At 36.6% G+C, this 24,612-nt stretch carries 26 protein-coding genes; 4 read left to right on the top strand and 22 right to left on the bottom strand.

From position 1 onward, the window contains the following. Positions 1–58: 58 nt before the first annotated feature. Positions 59–901, bottom strand: a complete 843-nt coding sequence (locus I589_RS07605) for a DegV family protein (protein WP_010768695.1) — start codon at positions 899–901, stop codon at positions 59–61. Between the two features lie 133 nt (positions 902–1,034). On the opposite strand from I589_RS07605, the gene trhA reads away from it, so the two are divergent. Then, positions 1,035–1,688 (top strand): PAQR family membrane homeostasis protein TrhA, encoded by a 654-nt coding sequence (gene trhA / locus I589_RS07600; protein WP_010768696.1) that lies wholly within the window; start codon positions 1,035–1,037, stop codon positions 1,686–1,688. Between the two features lie 98 nt (positions 1,689–1,786). On the opposite strand, the gene I589_RS07595 is transcribed toward trhA, so the two are convergent. The 11 genes from I589_RS07595 to I589_RS07545 all read right to left on the bottom strand — a co-directional run bounded on the left by I589_RS07595 (position 1,787) and on the right by I589_RS07545 (position 12,023). Then, a complete protein-coding gene (locus I589_RS07595; RefSeq protein WP_010768697.1) occupies positions 1,787–2,290 on the bottom strand; it encodes a dihydrofolate reductase in 504 nt (167 codons plus the stop codon). Positions 2,291–2,311: 21 nt separating this feature from the next. Further along, entirely contained in the window at positions 2,312–3,259 is a 948-nt protein-coding gene (locus I589_RS07590; protein ID WP_010768698.1) for a thymidylate synthase, read from the bottom strand. Between the two features lie 14 nt (positions 3,260–3,273). After that, complete coding sequence (locus I589_RS07585) at positions 3,274–5,154, bottom strand: ABC-F family ATP-binding cassette domain-containing protein (RefSeq protein ID WP_010768699.1); 1,881 nt, start codon at positions 5,152–5,154, stop codon at positions 3,274–3,276. A gap of 207 nt (positions 5,155–5,361) precedes the next feature. Further along, positions 5,362–7,464, bottom strand: a complete 2,103-nt coding sequence (locus tag I589_RS07580; protein WP_010768700.1) for a Na+/H+ antiporter — start codon at positions 7,462–7,464, stop codon at positions 5,362–5,364. Positions 7,465–7,469: 5 nt separating this feature from the next. Next, positions 7,470–7,751, bottom strand: a complete 282-nt coding sequence (locus I589_RS07575) for a hypothetical protein (RefSeq protein ID WP_010768701.1) — start codon at positions 7,749–7,751, stop codon at positions 7,470–7,472. Between the two features lie 276 nt (positions 7,752–8,027). Further along, positions 8,028–8,603, bottom strand: coding sequence for a MarR family winged helix-turn-helix transcriptional regulator (locus tag I589_RS07570; RefSeq protein ID WP_034684867.1), 576 nt, complete (start codon positions 8,601–8,603; stop codon positions 8,028–8,030). 176 nt (positions 8,604–8,779) lie between these two features. Continuing rightward, positions 8,780–9,235, bottom strand: coding sequence for a hypothetical protein (locus tag I589_RS07565; RefSeq protein WP_010768703.1), 456 nt, complete (start codon positions 9,233–9,235; stop codon positions 8,780–8,782). 86 nt (positions 9,236–9,321) lie between these two features. Then, a complete protein-coding gene (locus tag I589_RS07560) occupies positions 9,322–9,681 on the bottom strand; it encodes a thioesterase family protein (RefSeq protein WP_010768704.1) in 360 nt (119 codons plus the stop codon). Then, positions 9,681–10,901: a CCA tRNA nucleotidyltransferase gene (locus I589_RS07555; protein WP_010768705.1), complete on the bottom strand. Its 1,221-nt coding sequence runs from the start codon at positions 10,899–10,901 to the stop codon at positions 9,681–9,683. Before I589_RS07555 ends, I589_RS07560 begins: the two co-directional genes overlap by 1 nt. After that, on the bottom strand, positions 10,898–11,686 hold the full coding sequence (dapB, locus tag I589_RS07550; RefSeq protein WP_010768706.1) for a 4-hydroxy-tetrahydrodipicolinate reductase: 789 nt from the start codon (positions 11,684–11,686) through the stop codon (positions 10,898–10,900). The genes I589_RS07555 and dapB overlap by 4 nt, the downstream gene beginning before the upstream one ends. Then, entirely contained in the window at positions 11,679–12,023 is a 345-nt protein-coding gene (locus I589_RS07545; RefSeq protein ID WP_010768707.1) for a nucleotide pyrophosphohydrolase, read from the bottom strand. The genes dapB and I589_RS07545 overlap by 8 nt, the downstream gene beginning before the upstream one ends. A 279-nt stretch (positions 12,024–12,302) precedes the next feature. Between I589_RS07545 and I589_RS07540 the strand changes: the two genes are divergently transcribed. Next, positions 12,303–13,178 (top strand): YitT family protein, encoded by an 876-nt coding sequence (locus I589_RS07540; RefSeq protein ID WP_034685029.1) that lies wholly within the window; start codon positions 12,303–12,305, stop codon positions 13,176–13,178. 57 nt (positions 13,179–13,235) lie between these two features. Here the strand turns inward: I589_RS07540 and I589_RS07535 are convergent, their stop codons facing one another. From I589_RS07535 to I589_RS07525, 3 genes are read right to left on the bottom strand one after another with little or no spacing between them, the layout of a single operon-like run. Beyond that, positions 13,236–13,802, bottom strand: a complete 567-nt coding sequence (locus I589_RS07535) for a YpiB family protein (protein WP_010768709.1) — start codon at positions 13,800–13,802, stop codon at positions 13,236–13,238. A gap of 9 nt (positions 13,803–13,811) precedes the next feature. Then, positions 13,812–15,071: a tetratricopeptide repeat protein gene (locus I589_RS07530; RefSeq protein ID WP_010768710.1), complete on the bottom strand. Its 1,260-nt coding sequence runs from the start codon at positions 15,069–15,071 to the stop codon at positions 13,812–13,814. Beyond that, complete coding sequence (locus I589_RS07525) at positions 15,058–16,131, bottom strand: hypothetical protein (RefSeq protein ID WP_139242866.1); 1,074 nt, start codon at positions 16,129–16,131, stop codon at positions 15,058–15,060. The genes I589_RS07530 and I589_RS07525 overlap by 14 nt, the downstream gene beginning before the upstream one ends. 221 nt (positions 16,132–16,352) lie before the next feature. Here I589_RS07525 and I589_RS07520 point away from each other — a divergent pair, with 221 nt between their 5' ends. Both I589_RS07520 and I589_RS18325 read left to right on the top strand, forming a co-directional pair. Next, entirely contained in the window at positions 16,353–16,805 is a 453-nt protein-coding gene (locus I589_RS07520) for a nucleoside deaminase (RefSeq protein WP_010768712.1), read from the top strand. A gap of 111 nt (positions 16,806–16,916) precedes the next feature. Next, a complete protein-coding gene (locus tag I589_RS18325) occupies positions 16,917–17,054 on the top strand; it encodes a hypothetical protein (RefSeq protein ID WP_155854203.1) in 138 nt (45 codons plus the stop codon). 186 nt (positions 17,055–17,240) lie between these two features. On the opposite strand, the gene I589_RS07515 is transcribed toward I589_RS18325, so the two are convergent. The 7 genes from I589_RS07515 to I589_RS07485 all read right to left on the bottom strand — a co-directional run bounded on the left by I589_RS07515 (position 17,241) and on the right by I589_RS07485 (position 24,593). Beyond that, complete coding sequence (locus I589_RS07515) at positions 17,241–17,516, bottom strand: HU family DNA-binding protein (RefSeq protein WP_010768713.1); 276 nt, start codon at positions 17,514–17,516, stop codon at positions 17,241–17,243. A 243-nt stretch (positions 17,517–17,759) separates the two neighbouring features. Then, positions 17,760–19,070 carry a ribosome biogenesis GTPase Der gene (gene der / locus I589_RS07510; RefSeq protein ID WP_010768714.1) on the bottom strand — a complete coding sequence of 437 codons (1,311 nt, stop codon included), beginning with the start codon at positions 19,068–19,070 and terminating at the stop codon, positions 17,760–17,762. 221 nt (positions 19,071–19,291) lie between these two features. Further along, positions 19,292–20,512 carry a 30S ribosomal protein S1 gene (gene rpsA / locus I589_RS07505; RefSeq protein WP_010768715.1) on the bottom strand — a complete coding sequence of 407 codons (1,221 nt, stop codon included), beginning with the start codon at positions 20,510–20,512 and terminating at the stop codon, positions 19,292–19,294. Between the two features lie 180 nt (positions 20,513–20,692). Then, positions 20,693–21,367, bottom strand: a complete 675-nt coding sequence (gene cmk, locus I589_RS07500) for a (d)CMP kinase (protein WP_010768716.1) — start codon at positions 21,365–21,367, stop codon at positions 20,693–20,695. 86 nt (positions 21,368–21,453) lie between these two features. Beyond that, positions 21,454–22,086, bottom strand: a complete 633-nt coding sequence (locus I589_RS07495) for a LysM peptidoglycan-binding domain-containing protein (protein ID WP_010768717.1) — start codon at positions 22,084–22,086, stop codon at positions 21,454–21,456. Positions 22,087–22,155: 69 nt separating this feature from the next. Further along, a complete protein-coding gene (locus I589_RS07490) occupies positions 22,156–23,577 on the bottom strand; it encodes a RecQ family ATP-dependent DNA helicase (protein WP_010768718.1) in 1,422 nt (473 codons plus the stop codon). Further along, positions 23,574–24,593, bottom strand: a complete 1,020-nt coding sequence (locus I589_RS07485) for a helix-turn-helix domain-containing protein (RefSeq protein ID WP_010768719.1) — start codon at positions 24,591–24,593, stop codon at positions 23,574–23,576. The genes I589_RS07490 and I589_RS07485 overlap by 4 nt, the downstream gene beginning before the upstream one ends. Positions 24,594–24,612 lie beyond the last annotated feature (19 nt).

Genomic DNA, 24,612 nt, shown 5'->3' with positions numbered 1-24,612 from the left:
CAAATAAGCTGGTTCTTCACTACCGAAGCCCCAGCTCACTCAACTTATTTAGGTTCCGCTAATCCGTGTAGTACATAATCGCAAACGCACCTTTTCCAGTATGTGTAGCAATTACAGGATTGGTGTGCAACACATGAATCGTCATATCTGGGAATAATTCTTGTAATCCCTTTTTAAACTCATTGACAATTTCCAGACCATCTGCATGGGAAATACCAATTTGGCGGACATTTCCTAGTTTAATCAATTCATTTTTTAACTCATTAAACCACTTAGTAAATGTCTTTGATCCGCGACCTTTTGCAACCGGAATTAATTCGGAGTTTTCAAAATCCATAACCACACGCATGTTGAATATATTTGAGAGCAACCCAGTTGCACGGCTAATTCTCCCACCCTTCACAAGATTATTCAACGTAGAAATCCCAATGAAAAGCTTCGTGTGATCGTGTACGTATTGTATTTCAGCTAAAATTTCAGGGACGCTAGCACCATTTTTAGCTAACTCAGCAGCACGAATAACTTGAAAAGATAAGCCTTGATCTGTAAAATCGCTGTCAATGACTGTTACATCTGTTTGCGACATATTGCTGGCTTGTCGAGCTGCTTCAACCGTTCCGCTCAACCCTTTTGTCATGTGAATTGAAATCACTTTACTTCCATCTTTTCCAAGTTCATCATATAATTCAACAAACTCCCCAATTGGCGGTTGGCTTGTTTTAGGTAAAGCAGTGGCTTTTTCCATCATATCCATGAATTTTTCGCCACCCAATGTTTCGTCATCACGATACATGACACCGTCAATCATAATGGACAGCGGCATAACATGAATATTTAAATCCTCACAAATAGATTTCTCCATTGTACAAGAAGAATCGGTTACAATTTTTACATTTGTCATAGCTTTATCACTCTTTCTTTAAAAGCTACCTCATTTCGTGTTAGAATACACTTAAGGTATTTATCTGTTTTAAGTATAACAGAGAAAAATAGTTTTTTCATCAAATTAAATTAAAACAAAGGATGGCGATTTCATGGAAAAAATCCACTTCAGCCGAAAATACTTAATTGTTAACGAAGTTTTAAATGCAGTCACTCACGGAATCGGTGCAGGTCTCAGTATCGCTGGTCTCGTTTTGCTTATTATCAAAGGTGCGCGCTTAGGCTCAGCTCTTCATGTAGTATCCTATTGTCTGTATGGTACCACACTGATTTTATTATTTCTAACGTCGACGCTTTTCCACAGTCTTATTTTTACAAAAGCAAAGAAAGTCTTTCAAGTGTTTGACCATAGTTCCATCTTTTTACTTATTGCTGGAAGCTACACTCCTTTTTGCTTACTCAGCATTCAAGGCTGGTTAGGCTGGACTCTTTTTGGCTTAATATGGTCCCTTGCTATTAGCGGGATTGTTTATAAATCCTTAACGCTGCATAAAAAAGAGACGGTCTCAAAGGTCTCAACCATCATCTATATTATCATGGGCTGGCTTTGTTTAATTGCAGCAAAACCATTGTATGACTCACTTGGAGGGATTGGTACAGCTCTTCTAGTTGCTGGTGGCGTTTCTTACACGCTAGGTGCTGCTTTTTACAGTTTAAAGAACGTCCGCTTTATGCATGTTGTGTGGCATGTATTTGTGATGTTAGGTGCAGGCTTCATGTTCTTTTCCGTTCTATTCTTTACGTAAACAGTCTTCATGTAAATAAATAAGTTGAAATTCGCAAAGATGCTCACTTTGCAAATTTCAGCTTGTTTTTTTATAGTTTATTTCATTATTTCCTTCTGTTATTGCTCTGATTGATTTCTTCGATGATACGTCTCAAACTGAAAAGGATAGAGATTTTTTTCATCTTGCTCCCCTTCACTGAGATTGATCAATGACCACTGCGTCCAATCAACCGTTGGAAAGTAGGTATCACCTTCAAACGTGTGATGAATCAGTGTGCGATAAAGAACTGTACAATAGGGAAGAAATTCTTCATAGATCATTGATCCTCCTGCCACAAAAGTGATTCCCTCAAACTCTTTTTCATAAGCTAAGACATCATCCAACGTATGCATCACATCAACACCCTGTGCTTGATAGGTCAAGTCTCGAGTCAAAACAATGGTTTTTCTGTTTGGTAAAGGACGGCCGCCCATCCCCTCAAATGTTCTTCTTCCCATAATTAATGTGTTGCTTTCCGTCATCTGTTTGAAAAATTTCAAATCACTTGGTAAATGCCAGGGTAGGTGCTCCTGCTTTCCTATTAACCCAGCTTCATCTTGCGCCCAAATTGCTGCTAACATATGAACTCCTTTTCTCGACTGCTATACTGCAATCGGTGCTTTAATTGATGGATGCGGCTGATAGCCTTCCACTTTGATGTCATCCATCTCAAAATCAAAAACAGATTTTTTTTCTTTGTTTAAAACGAGTGTCGGAAATGCTCGAACTTCACGAGAAAGTTGTTCTTTCATTTGGTCAAAGTGATTCACATATAAATGTGCATCCCCCAAAGTATGAATAAATTCGCCAACCTCAAGTCCTGTTTCATGTGCAATTAAGTGTGTAAGTAGCGCATAACTCGCAATGTTAAATGGCACGCCTAAAAATACATCGGCGCTTCTTTGATATAATTGACAGCTTAGTTTTCCGTCATTTACATAAAACTGGAACATCGTATGACAAGGGGGCAGCGCCATAGTGGGTACGTCTTCTGGATTCCATGCAGAAACAATCAATCGTCTCGAATTGGGATTCGTTTTAATCATCTCAATTACTTCTTGAATCTGATCGATAAAACGCCCTTCTTTGGTTTCCCAATGTCGCCACTGATAGCCATAGATATGTCCTAAATCACCATGTTTTTTAGCAAATTCCTCATCTTCAACAATCTTCTGACAAAAATCAGCAAGCTCCTTTTGGTAAGCTTCATTAAAAGCTTCATCTACTAAGCTACGACGCCCAAAATCAGTCATATCCGGTCCCTTATAGTCCTCACTTTGAATATATCGTTCAAATGCCCACTCGTCCCATATATGGTTATTATGCTGTAATAAGAAGCGAATGTTGGTATCGCCATGTAAGAACCACAATAATTCACTTTTAATTAATCCAAAAGGAACACGTTTTGTTGTTAACAGTGGGAACCCTTTTGATAAGTCAAACCGCATTTGATAGCCAAATAAACTATTCGTTCCGGTTCCTGTACGGTCTCCTTTATAGTGTCCTTCTTCAATCAGCTTTTTGCCTAGCTCCAAGTATGCTTGCTCCATCGTTTTTCCTCCCTTTAATTATCAAACTCACTTAAGTATTCCCAACGATTCATCTTTTCTTCTAATTGTTGTTCATTAGCTTCAATCTCTTTTTGCAGCTCCTGAAGACGAGTAAAATTATCTCCCTGATGATTCATTGCTTCGGTCAATTCATCTATTTTTTGTTCAATTTCTGCAATGTCTTCTTCAATAGTCGCCCATTCTTTTTGTTCCATATACGACATTTTTTTCTTTTTTGGTTCAGCGTCTGTCACGGAAACTTCTTTTTTTTCTTTTGGTAGACTAGACTCTTCTTCACTTGATGCTAAATAGTCACTCATATTTCCAAAATAAGAATCAATCACGCCGTTTCCTTTAAAAATCAACAATTTATTGACTACCTTATCAAGAAAATAACGATCATGAGAAACCGTGATTACAGCCCCGGGAAATGTTCTAAAATAATCCTCTAATATAGTCAATGTAGCAATATCCAAATCATTCGTCGGCTCATCTAGTAATAAAACATTTGGTTGCTGAACAAGTAATTTCAACAAATAGAGTCGACGCTTTTCTCCACCCGAAAGCTTGCCAATCGTAGTACCATGCATAAATCGAGGAAATAAGAAACGTTCCAATAGTTCAGCTACACCAATTTGTCCGCCGTCTGCCTGTTTAACCTCTTCAGTTGCTTCTTGAAGATAGGCAATCATTCGTTGGTTGGGATTCATCTCTTCATTTTGCTGTGTGTAATAGGCTAAGCGGACGGTCTCACCTATGCTATAGATTCCGCTTGTCAGTTCAAGACGTCCTGCTAAAATATTTAAAAGAGTAGACTTTCCAGCACCATTTTTACCTGTAATCCCAAGTCTTTCACGGGACTGAATTAGTAAATCAAAGTGGTCTAAAATAGTCAATTTATTAATTTTATAGTTTCCCTCTTTAATCTCTAAAACTTTTTTCCCAAGTCTTTGAGTAGCGATATTTAATTCTAAATCACCCTCTGTTTGTACTTGGTACAAGTTTTCTTTTAGATCTTCAAATCGATTTATTCTAGCTTGCTGTTTGGTCCCTCGTGCTTGAACGCCAGCTCGCATCCAGGCAAGTTCTTGTTTATAGAGACTCTTTCGTTTTTCTTCTTGTTCTACATTTACTCGGTCACGTTCCGCTTTCTCTAATACATAAGCTTCATAGTTTCCTTTATATTCATAAAGCTTACCAAAAGATAGCTCAAAAATTCGTGTAGTCACTCGATCTAAAAAGTAACGATCATGTGTCACCATTAATACAGCGCCTCGATATTGGTTCAAATAATTCTCTAGCCATTGAATAGTCGCATAATCTAAATGGTTGGTTGGTTCATCTAATAAGAGCAGATCAGGCTCATCAATCAGTACCTGAGCTAAACTTACACGCTTTTTTTGTCCGCCAGACAGCTCGCCTATTTTCTTATCTAAGTCTGAAATACCTAATTTTTGTAAAATAATTTTTGCATTGGTATCTGTTAGCCAAGCATCTTCTTCATTCATTCGCTCTTCGGCACGTGCATACTTTTTTTGAACCATTGGGTCTTCCCCAAAATGATTGAGCTGAATCAATGCTTCTTCATATTGTTTAACAGTTTGAATCAACGGACTATTTCCTTGAAATACGGCCTCTAGTACCGTTAGGCTGGGTTCAAACACCTTATCTTGAGAAAGATAGCCGATTCTGTAATCTGTTGGAAAAAAAACAGCATTAACATCGCCATCTCCATTGTCTTCTTCTGCAAGTATTTTTAAAAGACTTGTTTTTCCAGTGCCATTGGTTCCAATTAGTCCAATTCGATCTTTTTCATGAATTAGAAAAGAAATCTGATCAAATAGTGTCTTTTCCCCATAAGTTTTTGTAAGATCGCTGACTTTAAGTTCTTTCACTATTCTTCCTCCTCATTTCTTTCTCGCACATTGTACCACAAAAACACCCTCTCAGACACTTTTCTATTTAGAAACGAGAAAGAAGGTGAGACATAACTATCTAAGTTATATCCCACCTTTCGCGTATGCCTTATTATTGCTGTAAATCACGGAAGTCTCACTTCCGATGATGCACAGTACCTGATGCTGCAAATCCATGAATTTTTTTTACCCACCGTCTACTTCTTCATCTCTAGGTGCTTTAATTGGAATCTTTCTCCCCTTCATGGTCAAGCGCATTGGCTTTGACTCATCAATTTTATTGATGGAATAAGATTCTAATAAATTCACTTTTTGCCGATAGACATTGGCTAAAAATGTGCTGATTTCTCCTGAAACCTCATATTCATCTATGACTTTTCTTTCTAAGTAGTAGCCTCGTAAAAGCTCTTTTTCATAAAGTGCATCTTGTTGAATCATAAACGTTGAAAAGAATGTTCCTTGTTCTAATTTGTTGGTCGAGCTTACACGATCCTCAACAAAATAGTCAATCAGCTGATCATCATAGACGTCCTGTAAGTTCTCTAAACTCTCCAAAATTAATTGCGTATTTTGAATATAGACCTCTTTAATTTCTGCAATATCCACTTCATTTAATGGCGAACGCAACCCTTGCTGGCGTGTACGCTCCCAAAACATTTTTGGATGGAGAATCACTCGAATAACGCGGTTTCCGACAATTAGCCAAAAACCAATAAATGAAAGAATTTGTCTTGTAATTGAATTTTCAAATCTTGTGATAAATCGAGAATAGAAACGATAGCCATTAGGACTGATTTCATGATCTCTAAAACTCATATCCAAGCCGTCTTTTTCAATAGATAAAATCAAGGCTTGTAATTCTTGTACTTCTTGCTTTTCACTATCTGTCAATTGCTCCGTATAGGCGTCTTGAAGGCGCTCCTGATAATTTTCAATGACAGCTTCAACTGCAGTACGCTCTTTTTCATTGAGCTCTTTTGTTGCAATATCTAAACGAAGCTCCGCAATGACCTCTTTAATAATTGCAATAATTTTTTGCTCTCTTGCCACTTCTTCCTCATCACTGGCAAGCCATGGAAGAACAATTACCCCTACAACTAAGGTGACTAAAATCACACATGCAGTGATAAACAAAATCAACGACCGTTCGGGAAAATCTTCACCATTAATACTCAAAGGTAAAATAAATGCAGTTGCTAAACTGACCGTCCCTTTTACCCCGCCAAATGTTAACAATAAAATTTCGTTCATTTGTTTTTTTAGATTCTTCATCCCATCTTTTATTAGGTAGAACACCGTAATGTAAGCAAAACGCAAAACAAATAAGGTTGTTGCGATTACCAATACAATGACTAACAAATAACTATTTGGATAAAGATCACTTTGCCAAATCGGTGAAAACACCTGTGACAATTCGATTCCTAAAAACAAGAAAACTAGTGCGTTAAGCGTAAATACTAATGTTGACCAAAAACTTTCCGAAACGTTTGATAACTCCGCATCAAACAGGGTAATTTTTCTAAATCCAAACGACTGCAGGACTCCTGCCACTACAGCAGAGATAATTCCCGAAACACCGATATGTTCTGCCAAAACATACGCTAAGAATGGCAAAAGTAAATCAATTAATAAGTATCCTGTTACATCTCTAGCAGAAGCTCGTTCAATTAGTCGAATCACTTTTCGCTTAATCCAAACTAAAACAAACCCTGTGGCTGCACCACCAATACTTGAGACAATCAAAATGACCGTTGCATTCAATCCTGAGAAACTTCCCGTTAATAAAGCAGCAACAGCAAACTGAAAGGCTGTAACACCTGAGGCATCATTTAATAGCCCCTCCCCTTTCAAAATGTTCATTGCTTTTTTAGGAATATTAATACGTCCTGATAATGACATCACCGCTACTGCATCAGTAGGACCAAGTGCTGCTCCAAAAGCAAAACAAGCAGCTAGCGGCAAAGCTGGCAGTAAGAAGGACAACGTTAAACCCACTCCAAATAATGTTAAAATCACACCACCAAAAGCCAAAAATAAAATTGTTCCAAAATTTTTTAAAATAGAAGGAATATCTGCTTCCTCCCCTTCACGAAAAAGCAATGGAGCAATAATCATGATCAAAAATATTTCCGGCTCAAAGGTGATTGATGCGCCAAATTCTGTCATCCCAACCAGTATCCCTAAGGCAATTTGAATAAGCGGTAATGGAATAGATGGTAAAATTCGGCTAACTACATTGGAGAATGTAATTGCCAATGCAAAAACAATGAGTAATTCAATAAATTCCAATGGCATCAACTCCTATTCTTTACGTCATATAGAATTTTTAAGAATTGTTCTTTCTTATGAATAATACGATCTTCAATCTCAGATAGATGAGCATCTTCATGCTCACAAGTCATTTGCGCGCGGCGAGCCTCCAAGCGTAATAATTCTCGCTTGATGCGTTCTCCATGACGATAAGCTAATAGATTCTTTTGCTTCAATAAACGTTTCAATTCTTTTCGTTCTATTGGAGACATCGCTTCATATTTTTCTTTTAATTGTTGCTTGCGCATTTCAAATTCGCTGGTCATTTTTTTCTCCTTTTATGCAGTTCCTTAAAAAAGAAATGATAAATAATATTAGGTAACATCTATTGTTATACTACAAAATACAATTTAGCGCAAAGGGAGTTGTTTAATTTTCCCATTTTCAACAATATGTAGGCGAGTGACAAATTAAAAAATGGCTCTACATTCCACTATCCACCGGGTTTCAAGCAAATGTAGAACCATTACTAAGAAATCATTTTTAAATTTTATTACTGAAATACATCCAATACAGTTTCAACGTTCTCAGATCAATACTCCTTAAAAGTTTTCTTTCCCATGATACCCGCAAAAACCATAATGGTGCTCTCTATCTTGTCTAAAAGGTCCGTGCCCGTGAAGTCCATGCCTGTGGGGACCATGTCCGCCACCAAAGCGTTTAGAGAATTCTCTCGGATCTTCTTCACCACCAACTTTCTCCTCCAGTTCTTCAAACAGTCTTTCCATAAAATCTAGCAGTTGCTCTTGTTCTTCCTCGTTAAAAATAGAAAACAATTCTTCACCATAATGTGGCTCTTCAGAAAGTTTTTCTGCCTCTTCTTTTCCTTTTTGAGTTAAAGAAACCAACATAACCCGTCGATCCTCTGTTGAAGGTGTTCGAGTAATCCATTCTTGTTTTTCCATTTTTCCAAGCAGTTCACCAATGGATTGTGGACGAACACCTAAAACAAAAGCCAAATCTTTTTGTGATACTGCCTCCTGCATGCGAAGAATCATCAAAATACGTCCTTGCCCATGATGCGGACCCATTTGTCCTTGCTTACTCATTTCTCTATGCATGTATCGTCTCATTAATGATTGTGTCTCCATGAATTGTTGTGGTAATTCTCGTTTCATCTTCATCATCATCCTTTTATTTTTTGATAAGGTACCTTACATTCTATATAATACAGGTACCTTATTATTTTGTCAACAATTTTATTCAAGTCCCTTACTATTAATTGATAAAAAAACTAGTAAAGATGGAACAGATTCTCATCTGCCGCTCTTTACTAGTTTCTCTAGTTGCTGATTTATTCGAAATGGTCGCCGTATACATCATCAACTGTTTGTGTTGGATCAATAACAATGTATAGACTCTTTGTTTTTTCGCTTTCTTTTGTAGATTGATAAAAATTATCCAATCCATCTGTATCTTTATCTTTGTATGGGAAATAAATTAAATCGGGAGTTCCTGCACGATATAAGATTTCCATGCGTTCAATATCTTCATATTTTAAAGCACGTGCAAACATGCCTGATTCTAATCCACCTAAGTTGATGTCATGTGTAGTTACATGATCGCCTTCTTGGAAAATTTCAATTTTAAACCCTGCACATGGATGAATTTCAACAAATTCACTGCCATTGATACGTCCAAAGCTTGTTGTGATTTGTTTAATCCATAAATCACCAATGTAGCGACGTTCGATTGTCCATGTTTCGCCGTTACGGAAATAAAATTTTAACGCTGTCATTTCTCTAGCCATAATGATTCTCCTCACTAAATAATATTTATTCTAATATAGTGTAGCATAACTTCTGAAACTGGTCACAAAGAAGTTCTCAATTTTGATTAAATTCTTTTTAAAAATTGTTCTATTTGGACAACTGCGCGTTGATGCGTCCCTTCAGATACAAGGACATCTTTCATAAATACTTGAAAAGAAAAATCTATTAATTTCCCTGTCTTCTTACTAATCTCCGTCTCTACTGTAATTTCTTGTCCAACTTTTGACGGTCGTTGATGAGTTAAACTCAGTAATGTTCCCACTGTTGTCTCACTATCAGACAATTCATTTTTTACACTATTCATACAGGTATTTTCAATCATCGCCGCTAAGGCGGGTGTTGCCAGTACCTTTAACTCACCTGAACCAAGTGCATATGCTGTTTGGTTTTCTGCAACTACAAAGTGTTGAATAAATTTTTTCATCACTGCGACTCCTCTTTTAGTAGTTTTTGTTTTACAAAGTTTAACAGCGCTTCTTTTTCGTTTACAATTTCTCCCTCAACAACAGCTTGCTCACATGTTTGAATTACTTGACTGAGCCACTTTCCTGGTTTTTTATTCAAAAATTTCATCAGGTCATTCCCGTTTACCGCAAGTTCACTTAATGAATGAATTGGAAGCTGACAACTCATCTCCTCTGTCTCTTTTTTCTTCATTTCAATAGTATAATAGATAAGTAATTCCTCTACGCGCAAACTCTGTGCTAAGCCAAGCTGGTACACTGTAAGTTTTTTCCACCAAGCTTGTTTTCTCTGTCTAAGTCCCCATAATAATTGGCGTGTTTCTTGAATTGTTTGATTGGAGCATTTCCATTTTTTAAGAAAGCATGAAACCTCCTGCTCAGAAACAGCAAAGCAATCTAACAATAACGTCCAAGCCTGTGCCTCTGTTGAAATTGGATTATCAGGAAGCTCTGCAAATCGAAGTAACGCCTCACCTCTATCTTTTAAACCAGGGCAATATTGATAACACTCCGTTTCAAAAAAAGCATGAATACTATCCTTACGATGATTGCCCAATAACAATTTCATAAATTCAATATGAATACGTTCTACAGATATTTTTTCCAGTAAATGATGATTTTCTTTCATGGCAGCGAGTGTGTGAGGTTCTAATTCAAAGCCTAGTTGGCTCACAAAACGCAGACCTCTCATCATACGCAATGCATCCTCGTGAAAACGCTCATGAGGGTTTCCAACAGCACGTAAAATTTTATTATCCAAGTCAGACAAGCCGTCAAAAAGATCCACGATTTCTCCATTCTCACGTAAAGCAAGTGCATTAATGGTAAAATCTCTTCGTTTTAAATCCTCTTCCAATGAGCGAACAAACTGTACTTTATCTGGTCGTCGAAAATCCTGATACGTAGATTCGGTTCGAAACGTAGTAATCTCATATTGGCTCTCTTGTGCAAGAACTAATACCGTCCCATGTTCAATGCCGACATCAATTGTTCTGGGAAAGATTTCTTTTATTTCTGCTGGAAAAGCACTTGTGGCAATGTCTACATCATGAATAGGTTGACCAAGCAAAACATCTCGTACGCTTCCCCCTACAAAATAGGCCTCAAACCCTGCTTCTTCAATCTTGTTTATAACAGGAATTGCTTGAATAAATTCCTCAGGTAGTGTAGTTAATTTCATAGTAGGTTTTCCAATCCATAGATAAGCTCATTACGTTTCATGACTTCTTTACACCCCAAAGCAACCCCGCCCATAAACGAACTACGGTCAAATGAATCATGTCGAATAGTTAATCCTTCTCCCTCTCCACCAAATTGAACCTGTTGGTGAGCAATTAAACCAGGTAAACGAACACTATGAATACGCATTCCCTCATAGTCAGCCCCTCTTGCTCCTGCAAGTGTTTCTACTTCATCTGGATTTCCTTGTTGTTTAGGATTCCTTACTTCACTAATCATTTCTGCCGTCTTAATTGCCGTTCCACTTGGTGCATCAAGCTTTTTGTCATGATGTAACTCAATGATTTCAACATCTGGGAAAAATTTTGCCGCTTTTTTGGAAAATTCCATCATTAAAACAGCCCCTATTGCAAAATTAGGCGCAATTAATCCCCCCGTTTCTTTTTCTCTTGAAAGTTTGGTTAGAAAAGCCACATCTGCCTCTGAAAAACCAGTTGTTCCCACTACAGGACGAATCCCATGTTCTAAAGCAAATTGTGTATGTGTCAACGCAAACTCCGGCATGGTAAAATCAATCCAAACATCGGGTTGACTTATCAACAACGCTTCTTTTTCTGTGAAAATCGGCACGTCCACTTGTCCGTATTCTGCAAGTTCATTCAAATTTGTTTTTGTTTCTGTCGGATCCAACACACCTACTAATTGAAAAGCTTCATTTGCCAGTACCATTTTTGTAGCGGTACTTCCCATTCTTCCATTAAACCCTGCAACAACAATTTTAATCATGTGTCTGCCCATCCTTTCTTTCAAAACGAAACTTATCTCGTTGATTAAACTTACTCATATTTTTTTGGAACACGTCTGTTAAATCTATATCCAAGGAATTTGCCATAATCATTGTCACAAATAAAACATCCCCAAGCTCTTCAGCAACCGTGTTTTCTTTTTCATCTATTTTCTTTGGCTTTTCACCATAATAATGATTCACTTCTCTGGCTAACTCTCCCACTTCCTCAGTTAACCTTGCCATCTGAGAGAGTGGCGAAAAATAGCCTGCCTTAAACTGTTGAATATATTCGTCTACCTCTTTTTGCATGGATGCTAATGTTTGCTTATTGTCCATTCTTCTTCACCTCTCTGTACTCTCTTACACATTATCTTAACAAATTCTCAGAATAATTCCTAGAATAATTAAGGTTTGTTTCTCATTGTATAAAAAAAGATTTCGTGCTAAATTGTTATTTAGAAGGTAGGTAAGTAAAAAACAGGTCTCTCTAGATTTTTGCTATATGAAAAAACAATTAGAAACGTCCATAATTCTGATTCCTTTTGTATTTTCTTCACAGAATCATTTTTATATCGTTATTTTTTAGAAAGCGGGTGGTTTTTTTTGAATCGCAAAATGTTTTTAAAAGATATCCCATTGATTTTGATTGGTACAAGTATCTATGCTTTTGGTCTTGTTAATTTAAATATTGCCAACAATTTGGCAGAAGGTGGCGTTTCCGGAATTACCCTCATTCTTTATGCCTTATTTAAATTTGATCCCGCATACTCTACGTTACTCATTAATATTCCATTAATCATTATTGGAGGAAAAATACTTGGAAAACGTTCCCTTGTCTATACAGTCATTGGAACCCTCTCTTTGTCTGCTTTTCTTTGGATTTGGCAACGCGTTCCAATAGAAATAAACCTTCAGCACGATCTACTTATCGTCGCATTACTTGCTGGTTTGTTGGCTGGTATTGGCAGTGGATTAGTATACAAGGTAGGCGGAACAACAGGTGGTAGTGATATTGTCGCTCGAATATTAGAAAAAAATTACGGTATTTCTATGGGACGTTCTTTATTTGCCCTAGATGTCCTCGTATTACTTCTTTCTTTAACTTATATTGATTTACAACGAATGATGTACACACTAATTGTATCCTATGTGTTCAGCCGAGTAATTGATTCTATATTAGACGGTGGATATTCTGCCAAAGGGCTGCTCATCGTTTCAAATCATAGTGAAGAAATTGCCCCGATTTTGATGACCACGCTTGAACGAGGTGTTACTTTTTTGCAAGGAGAAGGCGCATTTTCCGGCGCTGAAAAAAAAATCATCTATATTGTTGTTAGTGCCCGAGAAATTTCAGAAATCAAACGAATTGTTCAGGAATTTGATCCAACTGCATTTGTCTCTGTACTAAATGTCCATGAAGTTGAAGGAGAAGGATTCACCTATCTAAGACCTCAAACAAGTATTCTGAGACGAAAAAAAGTAACTGAATAGAAAAACAGCACTTACAGGTGCATTGTCTAAGAAGACAATCCCTGTAAGTGCTGTTTTTTAAATTTGATGAAGTGAATGCTCTGCAGATAAAAGTGTTAATTGATTGACTTCATTCGATAATTCTAAAAATGCTTCCTTATCGCCATTTTCCAACGCGAAATCAATTTGACTATAAAGTAGAGAAAGCTTAGCTTGTCTCTCTTCTTCTTTGAAAAATCCCTCTAACTCCTCAATAATCTCCGGACTAATTCGCTCATTCCATTTAGCAAAAGGATTATCCTCTATAATAGATAAAAATTCACTTGTTTGCCAAGCCCCGTCAAACAAACACTCTAAATAAAGAGGTTTTTTCCAATTTAACCGTATTTCATGAAATGCTTGATCACTATCAGTAAACACTTTGCCATCAATATAAAGCTGAATAGCTTCCCCTTCTTGATTTGCATCACGAATTTGTAAGCCTCTGTTCGTTTGATCTGCAGCTTCAATAAAATGAACATTATTTAATATCGCCTCATGGTTTGCCAAATAATTCAATATCCACAAGACTTCCCGTCGGTTGAATGTTCCATGATTAACAAACCAATTTAAAAATTTCTTTTTTTGCTGGACATCGATAAACATTCTTCTCACCTATCTCTCTGTTAAATCATCTAGGACAGACTGCACTTCTAAATCTCCTGGTTCGTGATGTAGGTAATGTGACAATAATTCTTTTGCCTCTTGAAGTTTTCCTTCTTCTCTTAAGAAGAAGCCGTACTCTTTCAAAAATTCCGGTTCATGTTCTAATTCTTGGAACGCTTGTTCATAATAAACCGCAGCTAATGCAAATTCTTCCAACTCATTATAAGCATGAGCTAAGTTCCATGCAGCATATGGATGATCTTTTTCTTCCATTTTTTGTAATGTATCTACAACTTCTTGATAGCGTTCTTCATTTAAATACAGATTGCTAAGCGTTAATAAGGTCTCATCTATTTTTTCTCCAAGTTCTAGGGCTTTTAACAAATAATCCTCCGCGCCTTGAACATCATGAAGTCGAAATGCATTTTCAGAAGCAAAGTGATACAGTTCTACTTGATAAGGGCTCTCTTTTAGTCCCTCAGCAATCACTTCGCTCGCCTCTTCAAGTAGCTCTTCTTCTTGTAACACTTCAGCTAGATAAAGATAAAGGGACTGGTAGTGAGGATTTAATGCACGTAATTGCTGTAAATAGTAAATAGCCTTTTCGTTTTCTTTTAATTGAATATACGTAAATGCTAGTTGAAACAGACGATCATCCGTTTGCTCTTCTTCTAACGCAGACTCTAGGTAGCCAACCGCCTCTTCAAATTCTCCTACCATACTATATGCCGAACCAATTCTTTCTTCAATGGAAACAGAAGAAATCACTGAAACATCACTTGCTAATAACTGTTTGTAGAGGTCAATCGCTTCAATAAAACGATTGGTTGAAAAATAGAGTTCTGCTAAAGCAAATTGGATAAGTGGTTCATCTGGTAAAATTTCAGCTGCTTCCTTTAGTTTCGCTTCACTGACCTCAGGAATATCCAGTACTTGATAAAGATCCGCTGTCACAAGCAAACTTTGCGGATAGCTGTCACTCTCTTTTTCTATCTTTTCTAAATATTCAAACGCTTCGTCTATTTTATTATCTTCAATCGCAATTTCAGCAAGCGGAATATTTAAGCCGTCTGAATCTGGATAATCTACAATCAGCTTTTCAAAAATTTCTTTTGCCTCTTCCAAAAAACCAAGAGATAATAACTCTTCTCCTAATTCTACTAAAACATCTCCATCGTCATGCTTTAGTGCCTCAATTAACATTAATTGTGCTTCAGCTAAATCTTCGTTGGCTAACGCTACTAACATTTTTTCACTATATGTTTTCATTATGTTCTCCTTTTACTTCTTGTACAATTTTTTTATAGGATTCTAAGGTTGCCAACAACTCTTTTTCAGTTGGATTCCGATGTTCTTTTATTATACCTATTTTTTCTAAAACCACTATCTTTTTGCTTTTTTTTGCAAGCTGGAGCATTTGTTCTACATACGTACTAATCAATAATTCATCTGGGAGCTCTATAGGAAAGCCCAAATAATCCAGCCAGATAAGAAAATTACGATAATTAAAAGTAAGCGGCTCAATTTCATCATTCCACTTTAACTGAAGTAGTATTCCAAGCAGTCGTTTCATATGATCTGAAAGCAGATGACTTGTTTGTGTTTGATAAAATGCTCGCTCAAACAGCTGACCATACGTTTCAATGACCTCGCTATCTGCTTCATAATAGTTGATTAACGGGGCAATCAATCCATTAAATGATTGGCTAAGCAGTTTTTTTTGATTTGGATAATTTTGATATAATAATTTCAAAAAGTCATGATCTCGTACAATACCACATTGAAGAAACCACAGCAAGTCAACCATCTTTCCTTCTGACTGATTATTTGTTAGTGTCTGATCAAAAATAATTTGACTACCTAATGCCTGTATTTCCATTACAGGCTGATTGTTTAATTTCTCAATTGTGTTTGATAATGTTAATGCTTTTGCCAAAGAGCGGATAGAAACGGGTAAACACCACAGTTCCCCTTGAAGAACCGTCGTTTTCTGAAAAAATCCCATTAATTCCATAACTCCTTCATTTCCAAAAGCAACAAACAGATAGTCTGCTTCTTGCGGGAATTTTGCAGCAAAGCTTAAAAGACCATTTAGCTCATCTAAATTATTACAATGTGCACTATTTGTACAGATGTACCAATCCACTTCAGAATGGACAGAAAACAGTTGAAGCAATTTCTGGGAAAAACGATCATAGTAGCGCTGATTCGTCACAATAACCACATGTTTATTGGTAACCGGTTCTTGTTTTAACTGTGTTGCAAATGTTTCACCATACACAACACGACAGCTATACCCATTTTTTGTATAGACACGTTCCACTATCATCCCCCCCTTTGCTTTCATTCTACCATTAAATCTCCTTTATATATAAGAATTCATATGGAAAAGATGGAAAATCAGAGAAAATTTTATATTTTCTCTCATAGCTATTTTCTAATTCGCTTTTTCTCTTTTTATTATCGAAAAAAATGGAAGTTGATTCAAGAACTGACATGGAAACACTTTTCTATTATGCTATACTTTAGAAAAACAAAGAGGTGTTAGATATGCATAGCCATCCCGATTCTGTCATTATGGAAAAACTAATAGACTATCAGTGGAAAAATCACTCTATTGCTGCTGCGATTATTGATTCAAATGGAGAAATTTTAGCAATGGGTACAACTACAGTAAACGAATCAAATGACCCTACTGCTCATGCTGAAATAAATGCGATTCGTAAGGCATGCACACTAGTCAACAGCCCAAAACTGCCAAAAGGATGTTGGCTATACTCAACATTTGAACCTTGTCCACTTTGCAGCTCTGCAATTATCTGGGCTGGAATTGATGGTGTTGTATATGCAAATAATCCTTTATACAGAGGTAATGAGGAAAATTGGTCGTTTATTTCTTGCGAACAAGTTCTATCAAACGGCGCTTACATTCATAAGACCTCACTCATTAAAGACTTTATGTTAGATAGTATTAAAGGCTATTTCACACGTCACGATAAATAGACTGCGTTTGTAGTATTCAGTCCTTACAATAGTACTATACGCACAAAATTGATAAAATTTTTTCTATTGTTTTCTTTTTTTCTCTCATTTTGACAGTAAAAAAGGGTAACTATGGAGCAGAATAAACGACCATTTACCCTACTCTCTTTCTATCCTGTCATATTGATTCATAATTATACTGGCTGTACAATTATTGGTGTGGATGAAAAAAATTCATCTGCATCTATTTTTTTGAAAAAAGAGATATAATTTTATTTAATTTTGAAGCTAAACAAATAAGCAACGAAAACCAATCGGCTTTCATTGCTTAATGAATTAAATTTTACTCCTCCACATCATTTGACTTAGAGACAAAATGGAAGAGCGCCTTTTGCTGGCTTATGAATAGAAAAAAACGTTTATGACTCTAAAGTCATAAACGTTTTAACAGACGTATTATTTAACAGCGTCTTTAAGAGCTTTACCTGGTTTGAATGCAGGTACTTTGCTAGCTGGGATTTCGATTTCTGCACCAGTTTGTGGGTTGCGTCCTTTACGAGCCGCACGTTCACGTACTTCGAAGTTACCAAAACCGATTAATTGAACTTTTTCACCGTTAGCTAAAGCTTCTTGAATTGTTGAGAATACAGCGTCTACAGCTGCAGTTGCGTCTTTTTTAGTTAAATCAGTAGCTGATGCAACTTTTTCGATTAATTCTGCTTTGTTTGCCATGGAATGGATTCACCTCCTCAAAAAGAGATTTTGATGTTAGCACATCTAATTCATTTATTCTTGAGTGGTCCAAGAATAAATGATAAATATTGATTTGGTTCAATATTCTTTAATCAAGATAGCATAAGAACATTGTAATAGCAAGGTTTTTACGAGTTTTTACCTGCTTTTTTTGATTTTATTTATATTTTTTTCTATTTGATGAAATTTCTTTGTAAAAACGACTTGAGTATGGTAAAATGCTTACTTTCTACGTCGCGGAATAATTCGAATAGGTGTCCCTTCAAAGGTGAAGGCTTTCCTAATTTGGTTTTCTAAGAAACGTTCATAAGAAAAATGCATTAGCTCCTCTTCATTAACGAATACAACGAAGGTTGGCGGCTTCACAGCTACCTGTGTTGCATAAAAAATCTTTAATCGTTTCCCTTTATCTGTAGGTGTTGGATTAATCGCTACTGCATCCATAATCACATCATTTAACAAGGCAGAAGAAATTCGTAAATTCTGATTGATACTCACTGATTGAATCATCTCAGGTAGCTTATTCAATCGTTGTTTTGTCACTGCTGAAACAAAAACAATCGGTGCATAATCTAAATACTGAAATTCTTCTCTCACTTCTTGTTCAAAATCGCGAAGTGTATTGGTTTCTTTTTTTACAAGATCCCATTTGTTTACTACAATGATGACACCACGGCCTGCTTCATGAGCATAGCCTGCAACACGCTTGTCCTGCTCTCTAATCCCCTCATCTGCATTCAACACCATTAAAACGACGTCTGAGCGGTCAATAGCACGCATTGCACGCATGACACTGTACTTTTCTGTATTTTCATAAACTTTTCCGCGTTTTCTCATTCCAGCTGTGTCAATCATCAAGAATTTTTGACCATCTTCTGCAACAAAACGTGTATCAATCGCATCTCTTGTTGTTCCCTCAATCTCAGAAACAATAACACGATCTTCTCCTAAAATTGCATTAATTAATGAAGATTTCCCAACATTTGGACGTCCAATCAAACTAAATTTGATCGTCTCTTGGTCTTCATCTTCTGCATCTGTTGAAAAATGTTTAATTGCTTCATCTAAAACATCACCAATTCCAAGTCCGTGACTTCCAGAAATTGGATATGGATCACCTAATCCTAGTGAATAAAACTCATAAATGTCATTTCTCATTTCAGGATTATCAACTTTGTTCACCGCAAGAATCACCGGTTTATTGCTTCGATATAAAATTCGAGCAACCAGTTCATCTGCATCCGTAATCCCTTCTCTACCACTTCCTACAAAGATAATTACATCGGCTTCTTCAATCGCTATCTCTGCTTGGTGCTTAATTTGGTCCATAAAAGGCTCATTGCCAAGGTCAATTCCTCCAGTATCAATAATACTGAATTCACGGCCTAACCACTCTCCCTTTGCATAAATCCGGTCTCTTGTAACACCCGGAGTATCTTCAACAATTGATATACGCTCACCGGCAATACGATTAAATATCGTTGATTTACCTACATTTGGGCGCCCTACAATTGCTATTGTTGGATTTGCCATCTTTTTGTCCTCCTTGACAGTTTCAATCTTTCTTAGTTTAACGAATGAACAGTGAAGTTGCAAGCCTAGTTTACTGATTCTTTACACTTCTGTCAGTAAAAACTTCATGAACTTACCAAATTTTAAACATTCCTGCATAAAATGAAAAAGCTGAACTACATAATCTGCAGCTCAGCCCTCATTCGTATTTAAAGGATAGACTGTTTTAGAAAGCGAATATTCTACTCTTTCGTATCCTCAATTTCACCTTTTAATGCATCCCCTAAAATATCACCCATAGTAAAACCTGTATTTTCCTCAGGTAATTCATAGCTTTCAACTTCTTTAGGCTCAGCTTCTGATTCAGGTTTTTCTTCCAATGCTTTAATGCTTAAAGCTACACGGTGTTCTGTTGGATTCACTTCCAAAACTTTCACTTTTACTTCTTCGCCTTCTTTTAATACTTCATGAGGCGTTGCAATATGTTTGTGAGAGATTTGTGAGATGTGAACTAACCCTTCCACACCAGGGAAGATTTCTACAAATGCACCAAAGCTAGTTAGACGCTTAACAACGCCATCTAATACTTCACCAACAGGTGCTTTTTCTTCAATTTCAGTCCATGGTCCAGGCAATGTTTCTTTGATTGATAGTGACACACGTTCTTGCTCTGGATTAATAGAAAGAACTTTCACCTTCACTTCATCACCAACACTTAAAACATCACTCGGTTTATCTACATGTTTATGAGAAATTTCAGATACGTGGACTAATCCATCAATCCCTCCTAAATCGATAAATGCACCAAAGTCTGTTAAACGTGCGACTTTTCCTTCAACCACGTCACCGTCATGAATGTTTGCCAGTACTTCTTTTTTCTTTTCCTCTTTTTCACCTTCAACAACTGCTTTGTGAGAAAGAATTAAACGGTTTTCTGAAGGTTCGATTTCAATAATCTTAAAGGCTAATGTCTTTCCTTTATATTCATCAAAATCAGCCACAAAATGATCTTCAACCATTGAAGCTGGAACAAATCCACGGACACCAACGTCAACAACTAATCCACCTTTTACAACATTTGTAACAGGTGCTTCAATAATTTTGCCTGCTTTGAAATCTTGTTCAATTTCTTCCCAGACTTTTTTAGCATCAAGACGGCGTTTAGAAAGCAGATAGCTGCCATTTTCTTTGTCTTTTCCGATTGAAGTAATAACGACTAAATCCAAAATGTCGCCAACTTTCACTACTTCATTAATATCTTCAACAGGCAAAGTTGATAATTCCTTAGCTGGAACTACACCTTCCACACCGGCACCTTCAATGCCGACAATCACTTGTTTGTCTTCGACAGCAAGGACTTCTCCTTTAACTACATCTCCAACATTTACTTCTTGGACGCTATTAATAGCTGCTTCCATTGATTCATTGCCATTTTCCACTTGATTTTGATCAAATTCTGTCATGACGTATGTCCTCCTAACCAACATTTGATTCTAAATTGCACTACTATCTTGATTCTAAGCGATACTACAAAAAAAATAAAGCGATTTCCACCTTTTTTTCTAAAAAAAAGCAAGTTCTGATACGAATTGAAAAAAAAGACAGAGAATTCACGTTTTTTCCGTAAATTCTCTGTATATTTCCTATAAATATCCTTTTTCTTTAATTATCTGGTGAATGGCGTCGACTACTTTATCAATTGACATTCCTGTCGTATCAATTCGAACCGCATCGTCAGCTTGCGTAAGTGGAGAAACTTCACGAGTGGAGTCAATATAATCGCGCTGCTGAATTTCTTTTTTTAAGGTCTCAAAATCTGTAGCGATTCCTTTTTCCAGATTTTCTTTGTAGCGGCGTTCTGCTCGTTCTGTCACACTGGCCACTAGAAATATTTTCACTTCCGCATTAGGCAACACCGCTGTTCCAATATCTCGTCCATCCATAACCACACCACCATTTTCAGCAATTGTTTGCTGCAAGGCGACCATTTCTTCACGTACTTTGGCATGTGCTGAGACTTCTGAAACAGCATTCGTTACTTCTGGTTGTCTAATTGCATCTGTAACATCTTTTCCATCGACAAATACAAGCTGTCCCTCTTCAGTCTGTTTAAATGAAATAGGATATTTTTTGATTAAATCAACTAACCCAGCTTCATCATCGAACGTCACATGGTGTGTAATAGCAAGATATGTAAGCGACCGATACATCGCACCTGTATCTGTATAAATAAACTGAAATTCTTTTGCCAGTAGTTTGGCAACGGTGCTTTTCCCCGATGAAGCAGGTCCATCTATGGCTAGACTAATATTTTTCACGATTGAACATCCTTTACTTGCTTATTCTGACAAAGTTTCTTTTCCATAAAAAAGACCGCCAAAGCGGCCTTACGTTTTATCTTTATCTATTTGATTCGAATTGACTGACCAGGAACTAGATTGAAATTATCTGGAGTCATACCATTTAGTTCATAGATAGTTTCCACAGGAACACCCGTACGAGCTGCAATTTGATTTGGCCCTTCACCATTTAAAACCTCTGTATACTCTTCGCCTTGGTTACCAGCATTTTGATCTGTATTCTGATTGGTATTTTGATCTGTGTTTTGATTAGTGTTTTGATCCGTGTTCTGATTGGTATTTTGATCTGTATTCCCATTTTCTGCTTGGTTATTTTCTTGATTTTCATTTTGCGTATTATCAGCTACAGAAGATGAGCTTGTCTGCTCTGTAGAAGATGAACCTGCCGTACTGCTACTTGTTGAAGATTCTTTTGTTTCTTTACTAACAGTCGTCGTTGTCGCTGTTTGTGTATTTGGCGTTGTCTTATTATCATTTAACCACCAAATATAGACCCCTGTTGGAATAGCAGCAATTAAGAAAAGAAGGATTACTAACATGGTCAAAAACATCGTATTCCCTTTTTTTCCTTTTCTTTGTTGACTGCGCGAAGCACTTTGATCATAGTCAGTATCGTAAATGGATTGTTCCCACGGTTCATTTGCTGTTTTCGGCTTTTTCTTATCGTTTCTACTCACTGTAAAATTCCCTCCTAATTACTATCGTGTGCTATTATACCACACGAGTTTCAAATGTGTCCTCAAAAATCAATCAGTTTTTTTTTCTTTAAATAATCTTAGTAAAATTGTTTCCCAATTAGCGAACCCTTTCTGACTTTGCTCCACTCCTAAGTCCGCTGATTTCTCTTCAATTAAATAACTAGCGCCATCATTATCACAACAATTAGCCGTCTTATGTTCAAGTGTTTCGTCAAAATAGTTTACTAAGTACTCACGTCTACAGGTAGTTGTTTGGACATACGCAAGCATTTTTTGTAATTGTTCTACTCGCTGAACTTCTTTATTTTTTATACGAGTAAACACTCGTTCTGAGTTTTCTTCTTGTTGAATTTCTGCTAGCCATTTTTGCTGTATTTCTGATAGATCCTCTTTAGACACCCCTTCACTCAAAAGGTATGATTCTAATCCTAACCGCTCTTCATTGGTCATTTGATTAAAAAAGTAATGAACTCGCTCATCCCCAGTTTGATAGAGTAAAATAGCCTGACTATTTTGCTGATCGCGTCCTGCACGCCCGATTTCTTGCACGTAATTTTCCATGCTGTCAGGTAAATCATAGTGAATTACAAAACGAATATCTGCTTTATCAATTCCCATTCCAAATGCATTGGTTGCAATAAGTATCGCTAGTTTATTTGTTAAAAATTGTTGCTGGAGCTGTTTTCTTTGTGAAGGCTCTAATCCGCCATGATAAAATCCTACAGAAAAATCATTTCTTAATTCCTGATATAATTGTTCCACTTGTCTTCTCGTCGCACAATAAATAATTCCGCTACCGCTCATTTTAGAAAGAATCTCCTGTATTGCTGCCTGCTTATGTTCTGTTTGTTGAACAAATAAAGCAATATTATTGCGGTTAACAGATTCGGAAACCACAGTAGGCTCCTCCTGGAATAAAACAGATTGAATATCCTCTTTTACCTGTGGAGTAGCGGTTGCTGTCAAAGCCAGAGTAAGCGGTTTGCCTAATTGCTTTTGAACCTCTCCTAACTGCCGGTATTCTGGACGAAAATCGACTCCCCACTGAGATACACAATGTGCTTCATCTACCACAAATAAAGAAACGCCTGCAAATTTTAACGCTTGAATAATTTCTTTTTGTACAAGCATCTCTGGACTAAAATATATAAATTTATAGCTAGAGAGTCTAGCTAACACATAGTTCTTTTCTTCTTTACTAAGAAGACTATTAAAAGCTATGACTCGTTTTTCTCCTTTTTTTTGTAGCTGACTTACTTGATCTTCCATCAAAGAAATCAATGGAGAAACAATGACAACAAGTCCTTCTTTAAGATAGCCTGTCAATTGATAACACAAACTTTTCCCTGTTCCTGTTGGAAGAATAGCCAATGTTGACTTATCATTCAAAAGACTAGAAATAATCTCTTTTTGCCCCGAACGAAATGTCTGATAACCAAAATACTGAAAAAGTGCTTTCTCTAAATTCATTTTCGTCCCTTCTTTCTATATTCTCGAATTTGAAAAAGACGAAAACTATCATAGCTTAGTGAAAAACGCTGATTTATTTCTCTATATTGCCAAGTAAGTATCGGAGAATTTAATTGACGCAACTGCTCTTCTGTCTCTTTTGAAATGAACTGCTGAAACGGAAATGATTCATCCAAAATCGACCATTCAATAAGATGGTCATTAATTGTACTCTCTTTTATATGCCGCACTTGCATTACCTGCTCTTTTGTTGCCCCTTGAAGAAAGAGTCGAATGGTTTGACGTACACTTTGATTATAATTTTGTTTCAGTCCTTCTTTTACCAGTTCATAGAGAGCTGACTCTGGTAATTCTTTTAAACACCTGAAAAAAGCATGGATCGCTTCATCTTCAAATAATTGGTTATAAGGAAATTCCTGCATACTATCTGGTAATAACTGATAGGCGACCGCACCATCAATCTGCCTTCCAGAAAACTGATTTGATAAAAAAGCTGCCTGTGTGTCAGAAAGCTGTTGAAAAATCGCTGTCAATTCCGTTTTTATTTGCACCGAAAGTTGTTTTCTTTCCTGTCGTCTCAACCAATTTTTTACTTGGATAGTATAATAAGGACTTGTCTCAATAGGAAGATACTCATTCTCACTATAGCTAAGATAAGAAACGACTTGAATAGCAAATTTTACTAAACGCCAATTCGTATGCGCTGTTTTACCAAAAGAAAAATAGTCAATTTCTGGAAATCGAAAAGGATTCTTTTCTAAAGCCCTTCTTCCTTTATCCGTCAGCAAGTATTCCCCTTTATCTTCCTTCAAAAAACCTTTTGAACAATGATAAGTAAGAATTTTTTTTATTAAAGACTCGTCTAACTTAGGAAATGCCCCTAAATAAGGGAGAACACCATGAAAAAAGCCATAAACCAAAACTGAATTTGTTCTCCTGCCTCGCAGTAAATGATATAAAGTTGTTCCTTTCATCTTGTTTCCTTCTTCAAAGAAGGATAGAATTAATTCATTCATGTTTTACTATACTCCTTTA

The organism is Enterococcus phoeniculicola ATCC BAA-412 (assembly GCF_000407505.1).
Taxonomy (GTDB): Bacteria; Bacillota; Bacilli; order Lactobacillales; family Enterococcaceae; genus Enterococcus_K; species Enterococcus_K phoeniculicola.
Note: the sequence above shows the minus strand (reverse complement) of the source record. Positions and strands in the feature narration are given on the sequence as shown.